Annotated in this window: 11 protein-coding genes; 8 read left to right on the plus strand and 3 right to left on the minus strand. The window is 40.4% G+C overall.

The features are described from left to right. The 3 genes from uvrA to LCD32_RS15735 form a co-directional block, all read right to left on the minus strand. On the minus strand, window positions 1-2,877 hold the full coding sequence (gene uvrA, locus LCD32_RS15725) for an excinuclease ABC subunit UvrA (protein ID WP_048001943.1): 2,877 nt from the start codon (window positions 2,875-2,877) through the stop codon (window positions 1-3). 7 nt (window positions 2,878-2,884) lie between these two features. Continuing rightward, window positions 2,885-4,870 (minus strand): excinuclease ABC subunit UvrB, encoded by a 1,986-nt coding sequence (gene uvrB / locus LCD32_RS15730; RefSeq protein WP_113746940.1) that lies wholly within the window; start codon window positions 4,868-4,870, stop codon window positions 2,885-2,887. Window positions 4,871-5,160: 290 nt separating this feature from the next. Continuing rightward, window positions 5,161-5,406 carry a CsbA family protein gene (locus LCD32_RS15735; RefSeq protein ID WP_008348197.1) on the minus strand — a complete coding sequence of 82 codons (246 nt, stop codon included), beginning with the start codon at window positions 5,404-5,406 and terminating at the stop codon, window positions 5,161-5,163. 285 nt (window positions 5,407-5,691) lie between these two features. Between LCD32_RS15735 and LCD32_RS15740 the strand changes: the two genes are divergently transcribed. The 8 genes from LCD32_RS15740 to LCD32_RS15780 all read left to right on the plus strand — a co-directional run bounded on the left by LCD32_RS15740 (window position 5,692) and on the right by LCD32_RS15780 (window position 16,907). Further along, on the plus strand, window positions 5,692-8,223 hold the full coding sequence (locus LCD32_RS15740) for a PEP/pyruvate-binding domain-containing protein (RefSeq protein ID WP_224564209.1): 2,532 nt from the start codon (window positions 5,692-5,694) through the stop codon (window positions 8,221-8,223). Window positions 8,224-8,313: 90 nt separating this feature from the next. Beyond that, on the plus strand, window positions 8,314-8,886 hold the full coding sequence (locus tag LCD32_RS15745; RefSeq protein WP_060781462.1) for a TetR/AcrR family transcriptional regulator: 573 nt from the start codon (window positions 8,314-8,316) through the stop codon (window positions 8,884-8,886). Between the two features lie 40 nt (window positions 8,887-8,926). After that, complete coding sequence (locus tag LCD32_RS15750; protein ID WP_213407022.1) at window positions 8,927-10,261, plus strand: MFS transporter; 1,335 nt, start codon at window positions 8,927-8,929, stop codon at window positions 10,259-10,261. A gap of 268 nt (window positions 10,262-10,529) precedes the next feature. After that, window positions 10,530-11,513, plus strand: a complete 984-nt coding sequence (locus tag LCD32_RS15755) for a YncE family protein (RefSeq protein WP_060781464.1) — start codon at window positions 10,530-10,532, stop codon at window positions 11,511-11,513. Then, window positions 11,510-12,196 carry a response regulator transcription factor gene (locus tag LCD32_RS15760; RefSeq protein WP_058213555.1) on the plus strand — a complete coding sequence of 229 codons (687 nt, stop codon included), beginning with the start codon at window positions 11,510-11,512 and terminating at the stop codon, window positions 12,194-12,196. The genes LCD32_RS15755 and LCD32_RS15760 overlap by 4 nt, the downstream gene beginning before the upstream one ends. Further along, window positions 12,193-13,611: an ATP-binding protein gene (locus LCD32_RS15765; protein WP_060781465.1), complete on the plus strand. Its 1,419-nt coding sequence runs from the start codon at window positions 12,193-12,195 to the stop codon at window positions 13,609-13,611. Before LCD32_RS15760 ends, LCD32_RS15765 begins: the two co-directional genes overlap by 4 nt. Before the next feature lie 148 nt (window positions 13,612-13,759). Continuing rightward, window positions 13,760-15,883 carry an ArnT family glycosyltransferase gene (locus LCD32_RS19275; RefSeq protein ID WP_213407024.1) on the plus strand — a complete coding sequence of 708 codons (2,124 nt, stop codon included), beginning with the start codon at window positions 13,760-13,762 and terminating at the stop codon, window positions 15,881-15,883. Between the two features lie 31 nt (window positions 15,884-15,914). Beyond that, the gene (locus LCD32_RS15780) at window positions 15,915-16,907 is read left to right on the plus strand and encodes a glycosyltransferase family 2 protein (protein WP_060781467.1); all 993 of its coding nucleotides are present in this window, start codon (window positions 15,915-15,917) and stop codon (window positions 16,905-16,907) included. The last annotated feature ends 1 nt before the right edge of the window (window position 16,908 follow it).

Consider the following 16,908-nt stretch of genomic DNA (forward strand, 5'->3'; position numbering starts at 1 on the left):
TTATGAGGATGTCACACTTTCTGTTTCTTTGACTAACTGTTTCATTCGCTCACGATCACGCTCTAAAATCGGTTTTAAGTATCGACCGGTGTAAGAAGCTTCTTCTTTAGCAATGTGTTCAGGTGTTCCTGAAGCAATAATCGTTCCTCCACCAGCACCGCCTTCTGGTCCTAGATCAACAAGGTAATCGGCAGCCTTAATAATATCAAGGTTGTGCTCAATGACCAATACCGTATCCCCGTTTTCGACCAAGCGCTGGAGCACTTTTAACAACCTAGCAATATCATCCACATGAAGACCGGTTGTCGGTTCATCTAAAATATACAAGGATCTTCCGTTTGAACGGCGATGAAGCTCAGATGCCAATTTCACACGCTGCGCCTCTCCACCAGACAATGTCGTGGCAGGTTGCCCAAGTGTAATGTATCCTAATCCAACATCAAAGATCGTTTGCAGCTTCCGCTTAATTTTCGGGATATTCTCGAAAAATTGAAGTGCGTCCTCTACCGTCATTTCAAGAACATCGGAAATATTTTTCCCTTTATACGTGACCTCTAACGTCTCACGGTTATAACGTTTCCCGTGACACACTTCACAAGGCACGTATACATCAGGTAAAAAGTGCATTTCAATTTTAATAATGCCATCTCCACGACACGCTTCGCAGCGTCCACCTTTCACGTTAAAGCTGAATCGCCCTTTTTTATAGCCTCGTACCTTCGCTTCATTGGTTTGCGCAAAGACATCCCGCACGTCATCAAATACACCTGTATACGTAGCAGGATTGGATCTTGGTGTACGGCCAATTGGAGATTGATCAATATCAATGACTTTGTCTAAGTGATCCATTCCTTTGATTTCTTTGTGCTGTCCTGGCTTCGCTTTTGCTCTGTGCAGTTTTTGGGCGAGGGATTTCAATAAAATTTCATTCACAAGTGTACTTTTCCCTGATCCTGACACACCTGTCACAGCGGTAAAAACACCTAAAGGAAACTTCGCATTCACGTTTTTAAGGTTGTTTTCTTTTGCCCCCTTAATTTCAATGAAGCGGCCGTCAGGCTTTCGTCTCTCAATCGGAAGCGGAATGAATTTCTCACCAGATAAATATTGTCCAGTCAACGATTTTGGGTCATTCATGACTTCTTCTGGCGTTCCAGCTGAAATCACTTCTCCTCCATGAACCCCTGCACCTGGTCCAATATCAATGAGATAATCAGCGGCAAGCATCGTATCTTCATCATGTTCTACGACAATCAGTGTGTTTCCGATATCTCGCATGTTTTTCAATGTTCCAATCAACCGGTCATTATCCCGTTGATGCAGACCAATCGATGGTTCATCTAAAATATAAAGAACGCCTGTCAGTCTTGATCCGATTTGTGTCGCCAAACGAATCCGCTGCGCCTCCCCGCCTGATAATGTGCCAGCAGACCGGCTTAATGTCAGATAATCTAACCCCACATTATTCAAGAAGGACAAGCGCTCTTTGATTTCACGTAAAATGAGCTGGGCAATCTGCAAATCTTTCTCAGACAACTCAATTTTCTCATAGAAATCAAGGGCATCAGATACAGACAAATCGGTCATTTCTCCGATATGTTTGCCATTGATGAGAACCGCAAGCGTTTCTTTTTTCAGGCGATATCCTTTACAGGTCGGGCATGGCTGATTGGCCATATATTTTTCCATTTGCTCCCGAATATAATCGGAGCTCGTTTCCTTGTAGCGTCGTTCAATGTTACGAAGCACACCTTCAAACTCGATTTCATTTTCACGGACCTGGCCAAAATCATTTTCATATTTAAAATAAATCAGCTCAGAGCCGCTACCATATAAAATTTTATCAAATAAATGCGGCGGGATATCTTTTACCGGAATATCCATGTCAATTCCATAATGTGTACATACCGCCTCAAGAAGCTGCGGGTAATATTGTGAGCTTTGAGGCTCCCATGGGGCAATGGCATGCTGACGTAAAGTCAAATCCTTATTCGGAATCACAAGCTCTGGATCTACTTCTAGTTTAGAACCAAGCCCATCACAGCTTGGGCATGCACCGAAAGGGCTATTAAACGAGAACATTCTTGGTTCAAGTTCCCCAATAGAGAATCCGCAGTGCGGACAAGCATGATGCTCACTAAATAACAGCTCCTCTTGTCCAATCACATCAATCATCACACGACCTTCACCAAGTCGGAGTGCCGTTTCAAGAGAATCAGACAACCGTGCCGCCACGCCTTCTTTCACGACAATTCGATCAATCACCACTTCAATGGAATGCTTTTTATTCTTTTCAAGCTCAATCTCTTCTGACAGGTCCTCCATCTCGCCATCAACTCTGACTCGAACGTAGCCCTGCTTCCGAATTTGATCAAGTACTTTCACGTGTGTTCCCTTACGTCCAGATACGATCGGAGCAAGCACTTGTAGTTTCGTTCGTTCTGGATACTCTAAAATGCGGTCTGTCATTTGCTCAATCGTCTGTGATGTAATTTCGATCCCATGAATAGGACAAATCGGTTTTCCGACTCGAGCATATAATAGACGCAAGTAATCATAAATTTCTGTAACAGTCCCAACGGTTGATCGAGGGTTCCTGCTTGTCGTTTTCTGGTCAATACTAATCGCTGGAGAAAGCCCTTCAATCGCATCTACATCTGGTTTGTCCATTTGACCGAGAAATTGACGTGCATAGGCTGACAGTGATTCAACATACCTGCGCTGACCTTCTGCATAAATGGTATCGAAGGCAAGCGACGATTTTCCCGAACCAGATAAACCCGTAATGACCACTAGCTGATCGCGCGGGATATTGACATCAATATTTTTAAGGTTGTGGGCTCTTGCCCCTTTCACCTCTATTCGTTCCATAGCCATCTGGCATTCATCCTTCCGCTTTTAGCTCTAGCAATAGATCTCTTAATTCTGCTGCTTTTTCAAAATCAAGCGCTTTTGCTGCATCTTTCATTTCCATCTCGATGTTTTCGATCACTTTTTCTCGTTCTTTTTTGCTCATTTTTGACAACTTTGGTGCTGCTTTTGTTTCGTATTCTTCTGAATCCTCATGTACTTTTGTTGCCTTGATCACATCTCGAATCTTCTTATGGATCGTTTGCGGAGTGATACCAAATTTCTCATTATACGCTTCTTGCTGCTCACGTCTCCGCTTTGTTTCTTGTATGGCAATGTCCATTGATTTCGTCATATTGTCTGCATACATAATAACCCGGCCTTCTGCATTTCTTGCAGCACGGCCAATCGTCTGGATGAGGGATCTTTCTGAACGTAAAAAGCCTTCTTTATCCGCATCTAAAATCGCCACGAGCGACACCTCTGGAATATCCAAACCTTCTCGAAGAAGGTTGATCCCAACAAGCACATCATATTTTCCGAGACGTAAATCACGAATAATCTCAATCCGCTCTAGTGTCTTAATTTCTGAGTGCAGATAATTGACCTTGATTCCGATTTCTTTCAGATAATCTGTCAGATCCTCAGACATTTTCTTCGTTAAAGTCGTCACAAGCACACGCTCATTTTTCTCAACTCTTGCATGAATTTCCCCAATTAAGTCATCGATTTGTCCTTCAATCGGACGAACTTCAATGATTGGATCAAGCAAACCGGTTGGACGAATAATTTGTTCCACGACCTCTGGCGTTTTATCAAGCTCGTATGGGCCCGGTGTTGCGGATACATGCACAATATGGTTAATGTGCTTTTCAAACTCATCAAATGTGAGTGGTCTATTATCAAGTGCTGACGGCAGACGGAATCCGTGATCAACAAGCACTTGTTTTCTTGCCTGGTCCCCATTGTACATGGCGCGAATTTGCGGGATGGTCACGTGTGACTCATCGACAACAATCATAAAATCATCCGGAAAATAATCAAGCAATGTGTAAGGTGTAGAACCAGGCGGACGTAAGGTGAGATGTCTTGAGTAGTTCTCAATCCCTGAACAAAAGCCCATCTCTCTCATCATCTCTAGGTCATACCTTGTCCGCTGCTCAAGACGCTGTGCTTCAAGCAATTTTCCGTTTTCACGAAGCTTTTCCAACTGTTCCTCAAGCTCTTTTTCAATATTAATAATCGCTTTTTCCATCTTTTCTTCTCTTGTGACGAAGTGAGATGCTGGGAAAATAGCAACGTGGTCACGATCACCGAGAATTTCTCCAGTGAGAGCATCTACTTCACGAATACGTTCAATTTCATCACCGAAAAACTCCACTCTGATACAATGCTCATCTCGTGAAGCAGGAAAAATTTCAACGACGTCTCCTCGAACTCTGAAGGTTCCGCGCTGAAAATCTATATCATTACGAGAATACTGAATATCCACCAGCTTACGAAGAAGCTGATTGCGTTCAATTTCCATTTCAGTTCGTAAAGACAGCACAAGCTCTCTGTATTCTTCAGGAGAACCTAAGCCATAAATACAGGACACACTGGCAATGATGATGACATCTCTCCGCTCAAATAATGAGGATGTGGCGGAGTGCCTTAGCTTATCGATCTCATCATTAATGCTGGCATCCTTTTCAATAAATGTATCAGTTTGAGGCACATACGCCTCAGGCTGGTAATAATCATAATAACTCACAAAATATTCAACAGCATTATTTGGAAAAAATTCCTTGAACTCGCTGTATAATTGTCCGGCAAGTGTCTTGTTATGCGCAATGACAAGGGTTGGTTTGTTCACTTCTTTGATCAGGTTGGATACAGTAAAGGTCTTTCCCGTACCTGTAGCACCTAACAGCGTTTGATGCTGTTTCCCCTGATGGATGCCCTCCACAAGCTTTTCAATGGCTTTTGGCTGATCCCCTTGGGGCTGATAGTTAGAAACTAATTCAAAGCGGTCACTCACATCAAAGCCTCCGTTTCGTTACGAAATCTATCTAATGAATATATTATCATAAAAGAACACAAAAATACGAACTAAAGTTCGTGTCTGACTTGATTTTTATTTCCAATACAACCATACCCTCTCTGCCGTGGCTCATAACCCTCTAAAGAAACCTTCCTTTCAGTATGGAACATTTTGGAGTGAGATATTCGATCAGCAGAAAAACCACAAAAAAGAAAGCTGCACTCACTAGAAATCGTAAGCACAGCTCCTGTATCAAAAACATTTTCTTTTCATCAAGAGGGATCACATCAATGATGTTTTTCAGCCTTCTCTCTTTTTTCGACTTCTTTCTTGGCCATAAACAATGCCCCGGCCACTAAAGAAATAATATCTAATCCTACGATAAAGTAGGTTTCTGTATAGCCTTTCATATACGAAGCAAATAAAAGCGCTGCTGTTAATGCAATGCCAACGTAATGATTATAAGTAACCTTTGAAAATAAAATAACGAGCAAGAAAGGAAAAACAAGTGCAAATATGGCTTTTGTAATCACAAAAACCCTCCCTCTACATGGTCTACTCCCTTGATTATAGTAAAGATTGGCATAATGAACAATTCACAGTTTTCGATTTCAGCTTTTTTTCTTCTCGGGTGAAGACTTTTGATATAGATGAGGAGGAAAATTAGTGAAAACGTCCCCTTTCTAAAGATAGGTCTTTACGTCTTTGACAGTTACATCCAATAAATTCTATGATGAAAATGATAGTGCGCACTATCATTCAAAAAAACAAAAAGAGACAAATGAAACCATTGGCTATTTGGATAAGGGGGCATTCCCATGTATTCAGTATTATTTCATGCGGCTGAAGAATCCGCATCACTCGCAGGGGCAAAAGGCGTGAATTTAATTAAATTAAACAATCACGGACTGCCAGTTCCAGATGGATTTATTATTAAAACGAACAGCTTTGCAAGCTTTCTTTCATATCACAATTTCCATCCAACTGATCAAAACCTTGCCCGAAAAATCACAGAAGCTTCGTTTCCTTCACAAATGGAGACAGAATTACTTTCATCCTTTCAATCATTGTTGAAAACATATCCATCCGTTGCAGTGCGATCCTCTTCTGTTGCGGAAGATCTCGAAGGCGCCTCCTTTGCAGGTCAATACGAGACCTATTTAAATATCAAAACAAATGAAGAATTCTTGCAAGCCGTCAAAGAATGTTGGTCGTCTTACTTCGCAGCAAGAGTCACAGAATATAAGGAAGAAATGATTGAGAACGAGGAAGAGATGCCGCTCATGGCTGTTGTTGTACAAGGATTGATCCATTCTGACATCTCTGGTGTCATCTTTAGTGAGAATCCTGTATCAGGAAAAACAAACGAAGTCATGATGACTGCAAGCTATGGACTAGGAGAAGCCATCGTCTCCGGCCTTGTGACGCCAGATACATTTATTGTAAACAAAGAAACGTACTCTATTGAAAAATCACTAGGAACAAAAGAACTGCAAATTGTCCCCTGTCAAGAGGGCGTCATTGAACAACCCGTAGGTGAAGAGATGGCTGGCCAATTTTGTCTTCGAGATGATCAATTGATCCAAATCACGAAAATGACAAAACAAGTAGAAGAACTTTATGGACATGGAGTAGATATCGAATTCGGCATGTCAAATGGTACTTTTTATTTACTTCAAGCAAGACCGATTACTGCTGCTTTTACCAATACAGCAAATGGCTCCTCAGGTGCATCCTTTCAAATGAAACCTGAAGAGCTGCAAGACTTCTGGATTTCAATGGACGATCATATGCCTGGACCCACAAGTCCTCTTTTTTCAAGTTTGATCATACCTGCTTTAAAAAACGGGATGAAGAAAAACGGAGAGAAGTATCAAGTACCAGACCTTAATATTAAAGATATCAAGCTTTATAGAGGCCATTTGTATTCTTCACCGTCTATGCCAGAAGCAGAAGTGGCAGCCGAACCAGTTTTTGACGAGAGCCTATTCGAACTGTTTCCTCGTTTAAGCGAAAGAATGTATCGCATTTTAGAGCAAAACTTGTTCCCATTATACGAAAAACTTGATCGGCAAATCACTCAATCGCTGACAATTGATGAAGCCATTAATGGCTTTCAAGAATTAAAAGAGATTTATCTAAGAGCGTATGACGACCATTTTGACATTGTCATACCTCAAGTCATTCTATCAGCAATCATTGAAGACATGCTTGTCTCATATGATGGCGATCAAACACAAGTCGTCCTGTTGCATGAAATGATGATAGGTGTGATGAACAAGTCTCTTGAAACAGATCAAAAGCTATTTCACTTGGCAAAAGACGTCCTTCAAGATTCGGAACTTCTTCAGGCATTTACAGATCATTCAGCGAATGCTGAACTATTATATGCACTCAATCATACAGAAAAAGGGAAAAACTTCATTTCCAAAGTAGAAGATTTTCTCCAAGTCTATGGTTGGCGGTCTGTTAAAAGCCATGATTTCACAGAGGAAACATGGGTGGAAAATCCTGAATTTGTCTTGGACATCATTAGAAACAACATTCGGTACCAATCTGATTTTGATGAAGAATTTGCACAAGCCGTGATCAAAAGGCAAGAAACGTATGAAGAGTTTATCAATCAAGTGACAGATGCAGCTTTTAAAACAAAATTTGAGGAACTTTATCATTTTGCACTCCATGCAGCCAATATTCGGGATGATCATCACTTTTACATTGATGCCATGTTAGATGCAAAAGCGAGACTCTATCTCTTAAAAATTGGTGAACTTCTTGTTCAAAAAGGAGCGATCCCTCATCAAGAAGACCTTTGGTATCTTTACGATGATGAAGTACTCAATGCGCTCACAACTTCGACCACATACGATTCGATCATTCAGCAAAGAAAAATTGAAATGAAGGAAAATGAATCCATCCAACCACCAGCTTATACAGGAACGCCTTCTGAAGCTGAATTGCAGCAAGTAGAAAGAATGCTCGGTTCGCTAAGGGAAAATGAAAACAACACAGACGATGCAATCTATGGAATTGGTGCATCTAGCGGCATTACTTCTGGAAGAGTCAGAGTCATTACATCTGCTGATGAATTTTCACAATTTGAAAAAGATGACATTTTAGTTTGTAAAACAACGACCCCTTTATGGACCAGCTTATTTAGAGACGCAAAGGCAGTCATCACCGATTCTGGCGGCATTTTGTCCCATTCCGCTATTATCGCTAGAGAATATATGATACCTGCTGTCTTAGGTACACGGATCGCAACTGAAAAACTAAAATCCGGTGACCTCGTGACAGTAGATGGAGCCAATGGGCGTATCCAGTTATTAAATCAGCATTCACGGGCATAGTCGTCACTGTTTGGATCATATTGGCGGTCACAGATTTTATCGGTATACTTACTTTGTTGCAAACACATTCATAACCTGAGGTGAGTATGCTTGTTAAAATCAACAAATCAGCGGATCATTCGCGCAACAATGGAATTATTGTCTGAAAAGGGCTATCAAAAAACAACGACAAAAGAAATTGCAACAAAAGCGAATGTAAGTGAAGCGACAATTTTTCGTAACTTTAAAAACAAACGCGGCGTGATTGCTGCCATTATGAAAATGAAATCAACACCGACCAAAACCCTTGAAGCTGAATTTAAAAACGATTTATACACCGATTTAAAATTTCTCGGTAGCTATTTCCTTGAAGATTTGACTTCAAAAAAAGAATTTATCTATATCAGCATGAGAGAACCCGCTATGTTTAAAGATTTAACAGACCATGAAAAAATTTATCCTCAAGAATTGAGAGACATGCTGATTCATTATTTCAAAAAAATGAGTGCTCAGCATCGTGTATTAGAGGGAAAAGAAGACATCTATGCAGATATATTTATTAGCACGTATTTTGGCTTTTTCATTCAACAGCTAGAGCAAGACATTCAGCTTGTTTTAACACAAAAAGAAGACTTTATTGAGACATGCACACACATTTTCATGAGAGGAATTTCTCCCACTTAATTGGGTGAAATTCTTCTTTTTTACAAAGGTGGTAAACACATTGAATCTTAAAAAAGAGAACTTGATCATTTATTCTTTGTTGCTTGGAGCTATTTTAGTTCCAGTCAATTCAACCATGATCGCAGTCGCTCTATCATCCATATCAGCTTATTACGATCAATCCATATCAAACATTACTTGGGTGGTCACGATTTATCTAATTGTCATGGCAGTCACTCAACCTATTGCGGGTAAGCTGGGAGATATATACGGCCACCGCAGCATGTATTTAGCTGGTGTGATACTCTTTTTGATTGGCTCCATTGGATGTGCTTTCGCACCTAATCTTGCTTTTCTTATTAGCTTCCGATCAATTCAAGCGGCAGGCGGAGCTATATTAACACCGAACAGCATTGCTTTAATTCGAGCAACAGTATCACATGAAAAGCTTTCTAAAACTATGGGTTTTTTCGGTTTTGGAGCGGGAATTGGTGCCGCACTTGGACCTTTTATCGGCTCTATTCTCATTCAGAGCTTTGACTGGCATTCCATTTTCCTAGTGAATATACCATTTTTGATTCTCACACTTGTGACAGGCGTTTTTATGATTCCGAAGATGAAACATACGCGTTTACAAGCCAATGTAGATATCGTCGGTTCGTTATACTTAACAATCGGGATCGCCACACTCATTTTGTTTACTAAAAGCCAATTATTAAACGAATACATGATCTATGGCGTTCTAGCGGTCATTTCCATTCCTTTATTTTTCAAACACGTACGGAAAGTTACAAATCCCATCATTGATTTGACATTATTTAAAAACAGTACCTTTACGAACGCTAACCTTTCTATCATGCTTAGTAATTTTGTGATGTACGCGATTCTTCTCATTATACCGCTGTTTATGGAGCAAAAACTCGCGCTTCCTCATACACAAAGCGGGATTTTCCTTTCGATCTTTTCACTCTGTATGTCTATTAGTGGATTACTCGGAGCAAAGCTCCATCCAATAAAAGGTGCCAAAAAAATGATTCGATTTTCATTTCTCTGTCTTACTTTATCCGGTGTTATGCTGATCACACTAAGTAGCTATCCAAATATACCACTCCTTATCATCACATTAGTCGCTGGGGGGATCTCATCAGGTATTGGCATGACTAGCATGCAGATGGCTTCTTTAACATCTGTTGATCAGAGTTTATCCGGCTCTGCATCTGGGATTTTTTCTACCTTTAGATATTTCGGAAGTATCATTTCATCTACTTTAATTGGTATATTAAGTGGTTTTCAATCTTTATTTATCGTATTAATGGGCGCAGGTATTCTTGGTTTCCTCCTCTCTCATCGTCTAAAAACGAAACCCACTTCTCATTCATCTGAACACTCTGCTTAATGACTCCCTTCGCTCTATTTAGGGCGGGGGAGCTATGATTATTTGTTACTGTAACCAATTATGAATACAATGATCAAACTGTGAAAATGATCTTTTACTCATGAAAAAATGTCATATGAATAAACGAAAAAGAAATTTCAGCTTTCATTTACCTCTACTTCCACACCTAAAAACTTCTTTTCATATCTTCCAGCATTCATAACTTCGATTTTTTTTCACAATTTTTGTGTTATGCTTTTTGAAAATAGAGCACCAAAGGAGCAGAAGGATGAAACGAGTGAAATATTTTTTAATATGCTTGTCAGCTCTACTATTTTTCCTAGCAGGCTGCGGAAAAGACCAGCAATTTACGCCCCCTGGCAGCTCTCAATCAATTGCTGTCATTTCTCAACTAAAAAAAGCCTCCTTTTCAATCGTTGATTTACAAAAAAATAAAATTGTCTCTTCCGTTGATTTAAAACACCCTCTCACTGATCTTGTTCACATCAACAAAGACGTGATCATTGCATCAAGTAAGGAAGGACAATCTCTTATAGAAATCAATTTTAAAAAAGGAACAGCAACGGACTATATGGATGTGAATAAAGGTCTGACTTCACTTGCGTATGATGCGGATACCAACACTTTACTTGTGACCGATTCAGAGAAAAATGTCGTTTATTTTATCGATACAGTGCACAAGAAAATAAAAGCAACTGTGAAGACCGGGACATTACCCTCTTCTATGGCGTTGTCTTCTTCAGGAACGTTGTTTGTTTTAAATGCAAAAAGTCATTCTGTTTCAGTCATTGATATTGAAAAGAAAAAAAAGATACGAACGATTTCCGTCCTAGAACGGCCATCTGGCATTCATTTTGATGGGCATTCCATTTGGGTTGGAGGACACGGTAAACCGGGCACATTAAATAAGAGCATTTTTGCTTACGACCCTAAAACAGGTAAAAAACAGCGAGAAATCAAACTAGGTGTTATGCCAGTCGCATTTTTTTCAGAAAAAAACTCTTCTACTTTATATGTATTATGTCATGGAGACCATACACTATATAAAGTCAATACCGAGAAAAACAAACTGCTTTCCTCTGTTGAGACCGGTCAAAATCCGAATTATATCACTGCTGATTCCTCATCTATATATGTCAGTAACTTAGATGACAATTCAGTATCCGTCATCGACAAACATACATTTATGTTGAAGAACCGACTGAACATCCCAGCAGGACCTTATGCTATCATGTTGGAGGAAAAGAAATGAAAGAACAGATGAATATTTTAATAGTAGATGATGAATTAGATATGCTTGAGTTAATCGGATCCTTTTTGCAGAGACAAGGCTTTCACGTGATAACTGCAAATAATGGCACGGGCGCCTTACATCAGCTTGAAAAAGAGGCCATTGACCTTGTTGTATTGGATATTATGATGCCAGATATGGATGGATTCGAAGTCTGCCAGCGCATTAGGCAAACCTCTCAAATCCCCATTTTATTTTTAACAGCTAGAAGTTATGAAGAGGATCGCATTAAGGGGCTGGAAATTGGAGCAGACGACTACATCATGAAGCCTTTTAGTCTACGTGAGCTTGCAGCTAGAATTGAAACGACATTAAGACGAATTAGAGGTCTTTCTTTAAAGCGCAGTCGAATCATGATTGGTGACTTGGAGATCGATCAAGATGGCAGACAAGTCTATCTCAAGCAAGAGCCAATCAATTTAACAAGAAGAGAATTTGATTTACTTATGTTTCTTCTGCTCAATCAAAACCAAGTCTTTTCCCGTGAACAGCTCTATCAAAAATTGTGGGAATCACACTCACCTAGTGGCTCTTTAAGAACAGTCGATACACATATTAAAACACTAAGACTGAAATTAAAGGAAGCGGAACGGTATATTAAGACCGTTTGGGGTGTCGGCTATAAGTTTGAGGAGGACAAATGAAGCCATTATCTATTAAAAGGAAAGTGCTTTTCTTAATCCTTTCCGTTATAGGCATCGTTGCTGCCTCAGCTCTTGCCCTGACTTATTACTTATACCAGCACTTATATATAGATAAACAGATTGACTCTTTAAGTTTACAAGGAAAGAAGCTGGCAGAAATCTATCACAAACACGGGAAAGACACATATTTTACTGACAGAATGAAGTGGGCAAATGACTCAAGTCAGGCAAGTGTTATTTTTACTGATGATCCTATGGAGCTTTCAAGCGGTATCCCTTTCGATACGAATACAAACGATAACCTCATTACGTTTAAAGAACGCCAAAAACTTCTTCAGGGGGAAACAGTTGTGTTAATTAGAGAACACCCCCAGTTTCATCAAGATATTCTCGGGATTGCCATCCCTGTGTTCTCAAACAAAAATGATTTATCAGGAACCATTTTCCTCTCTATGCCTTTATCTGATGTGTATGAACCGTTTGTTCAAATTCGATTAACGCTTGGCATCTCTATTTTAATTATCTTGCTTTTGATTTTCTTCATTGGATATAAAAGTTCTAATAAAGTCGTAAGGACGATCAATCAAATGAAAGAAATTGCAATGGAAATGGAATCTGGTGATTTTTCAAAACGCATGGCTGTGACCAAAAAAGGGGATGAGCTAAATCAGCTGAGCCGTTCCTTTAATAAACTGTCCTCTACGTTAGAAAAAGTTGAACAGCATCGCAGAGAGTTCCTTGCTAATGTCTCTCACGAACTGAGAACGCCTTTAAGTTATATGAAAGGCTATGCCGAAGGAATTGAAGAAGGCATTATTGATCAAAAGAAAGGCATGCAGATTATTCAAGACGAATCCACACGATTAAGCCGGCTCGTACATGACCTTCTTGATCTCGCACAGTTAGAGGGGGAATCTTACCCACTAACGATGGAGCCGATCGTCTTTGCGCAGCTTATTCATGATGTTCTTGATCAAATGACATTCATTGCTAGTCAAAAGAGAATCTCGTTCAACCGCGAACTCGAAGAGGATTGTATTATTTATGGTGATAGCGATCGACTTGAGCAAGTCGTTCGTAATTTATTGGATAATGCCATCCATTACACGCCTTCAGGAAAATCGATTTCGATTGAATTATTCGTTCACCAACAAACTGCTGAATTGAGAATTACAGATGAAGGCAGCGGAATTCCAAAAGGAGATCTCCCTCATGTCTCTGAGCGTTTTTATCGAGTGAATAAAGCCCGCACAAGAAAAGATGGCGGCTCTGGTCTTGGACTAGCCATTGTTTATCAAATTATAAAAAAACATCGTGGCACGTTCGTTCTTCAATCTGAACAAGGTCTAGGTACGACCGCTATTATACAATTACCAAGTGCAGAGAGCACTGAAACTCCTCCTGTCTCCTCATAAAATAAGATGACATCTTAAACAAAACAGCTCTTTTCTAGAGCTGTTTTTATTCAACAGAAAAATAAAGAATTGGCCTTTTTTTATTAACAATTTATTCATATTTGCTTGTTACACTTTTTTCAAGTTAAGAAAAAGGAGTGACAAGCTTTTGATTAGACGCTTTCAGAAATTTGATCTTTATTTATTTTTCATATTGATTTTATCTGCCATTTTAAACATTTATAACATTTGGAACGACGATACGGTGAACGCTTATTATACAGCGGCGGTCACAAGTATGATGCAAAGCTGGCATAATTTCTTCTTTGCTTCGTTCGATCCCTCAGGTTATGTCACGGTGGATAAACCACCGCTCGCCTTCTGGCTGCAAACGATCAGTGCCAAAATTTTCGGCCTGCATGGCTGGAGTGTGATCTTACCCCAAGCTTTAGCTGGCATTGGATCTGTTTATTTAATCTACCGCCTAGTCAAACCTACATTTGGCCTGGCTGCTGCAAGAGTGTCAGCGCTCATTATGGCGTGTACACCAATCGCAGTTGCTGTATCTCGTACAAATAACATTGATAGCTTACTCGTCTTTATTCTTTTACTCGCAACAGCCATGATGTTCAAGGCTGTGAAACAGCAGAAAGTGCTTTGGGCGATTGCTTCTTTTGCAATGATCGGTGTCGGTTTTAATACAAAAATGCTACAAGCGTATATGATTGTACCGGCTCTCGTCCTGTTTTACATCATTGCCTATCGAACGACATGGAAGAAAAAGTTGTTATCGCTGATGATTTCGATGATTGTTCTTTTAGGTGTATCTGCTTCATGGTCTATAGCGGTTGATCTCACTTCCAAAGACAATCGTCCTTATATGGGATCAAGTCAATCGAATTCAGCACTAGAATTAGCCTTTGGTTACAATGGTCTTCAGCGGTTGACTGGTCAACAGTCTGGCGGAGGAGGCGGCACAAATCAGGGTGAGGGACAGCCACCTTCACAGCAGGGTGATCAGCAAAATGACAATAATTCATCCACCATGCCTCAGCCGCCATCGAATGGAACTCAAAACAACTCAGACAATTCAAACCAATCATCCAGTCAGGAACAGCCTTCAATGCAAGGACCACCAAGCAGTGCAAACGGCTCAACACCACCTGATATGCCTTCAGGCGGTAATGGTGATGGACCGCCAAATGGTGGGGGCGGAAAAATGGGAAGTGGTTCTGGCATGTTTGGAACAGGAACAAAAGGACCATTACGTCTGTTCCAATCTGAACTGTCCGATCAAATCAGCTGGCTGCTTCCATTTGCGCTCTTCGGTGCGATTGGTATCTTCTTCTCGACAGCCTTTGAAAGAAGACGTCTCAATACAAAACAAAAAGAAACACTATTTTGGTTAGCTTGGCTTATACCTGTTGCTGCATTTTTCAGTGTCGCAGGATTCTTCCATCACTATTATTTAATCATGCTGGCACCGCCAATTGCTGTATTAGCAGGAGCAGGATGGGTTTCTATGACTCAATTGTTCCAAACAGGAACTGGCTTTAAAAAATGGTTGCTTCCAATTACGATATTCGTCACAACCGCATTTGAAATCTTTATCCTATCCACTTTTACAAGCACGATCGGACTTGGACTAAGCATCGCAGTCGGTATCATTGGTGTTGGAACGATCCTTTCTCTGCTCTTGATAAAAGGGAAAGAAAAACTAAAACAATTCATGTCTCTCATTGCCATCCTTGGGATGCTGATCGCACCACTATACTGGGCAAGCACACCTCTTCTTTACGGAGGAAACAGTATGCTGCCAGAGGCTGGTCCTCAGCTTGCAACTTCAAGTGGCAGCATGAGTTCACAAGTCAATGAAAAGCTGATCAGCTATCTGGAAAAAAACAATACGGGAGAAGAATTCCTATTCGGGACAACAGATGCAACCACTGCTTCGCCTTACATTATTAAAACAGGAAAAGCTGTTATGGCATTAGGTGGATTTAGTGGATCTGATAACATTCTCACGCTTAATGAATTCAAACAGCTCGTTAAAGACGGCAAAATCAAATACTTCTATCTTTCTGGTATGAGAAGCGGCAGCTCTGACATTCTCACTTGGATTCAAAAAAATGGCAAAGAAGTATCTGCTTCTAAATGGCAGAACAGCTCTACATCCAAAACGAACCAGCAAACAGACAGCTCAAACAGCCAACAATCAGAACAAAATGATCAGTCAAATGGACGAATGGGCGGAATGGAGAGCGGTACTCTTTATGAACTATCCGTTGATTAATTCATCTATTAAAAGGGAGGAACGATGACTGATGGAAAAGAACATACAATACTCTGTTGTAGTCCCAGTGTATAATGAAGAACTTGTGATCCATGAATCTTATCAGCGCCTCAAGACCGTCATGGATTCGACGGGAGAAGCATATGAGCTTCTCTTCGTCAATGACGGCAGTATGGATCGAACAGCTGAACTGATTAAAGGGTACTGCCAGACTGATCCGCATGTGAGACTTATTGATTTTTCTCGTAACTTTGGGCATCAAATTGCCATTACAGCGGGAATGGATTATGCAAAGGGAGAAGCTGTCGTAGTGATTGATGCGGATTTACAAGATCCACCGGAATTGATTTTAGACATGATTGAAAAATGGAAGGAAGGCTATGAGGTCGTATATGCGGTCCGCACGCAACGAAAAGGCGAAACAGCTTTCAAAAAGTACACGGCTTCCCTTTTCTACCGAGTGCTACGTCAAATCACTGAAGTAGATATTCCTATTGACACCGGCGACTTTAGATTGATGGATCGTAAAGTGTGTCATGAAATGAAAAAAATACGCGAGAAAAACCCATTTGTCCGGGGATTAGTGAGCTGGGTTGGCTTCAAACAGATTGCGGTAGAATATGTTCGGGATGAGCGGTTGGCAGGAGAAACAAAGTACCCTCTCAAAAAAATGCTCAAGCTCTCGATGGATGGGATCACATCTTTTTCTTACAAACCTTTAAAGCTAGCCAGCGTAGCAGGTATTGCCCTTTCAGCTATTGGCTTCATTTCGATGTTTCTAGTTTTATATTTAAAGCTTTTTACAAACAGCACCATCACCGGCTGGAGTTCATTAATTGTCATTCAGCTATTCTTTAGCGGGATCATCCTCTTTATGTTAGGCATGATCGGAGAGTATATCGGCCGAATCTACGATGAAGCCAAGGACCGGCCGCTTTATATCGTCAGGGAGAGCTATGGCCTTCAGGCAAAGCCACATCCCGTTCAATCCCCTGTCCATTTCAAGCAATATAAACAGTATTAAA

The organism is Bacillus sp. RSS_NA_20, from assembly GCF_020165915.1.
GTDB lineage: Bacteria > Bacillota > Bacilli > Bacillales > Bacillaceae > Bacillus > Bacillus altitudinis.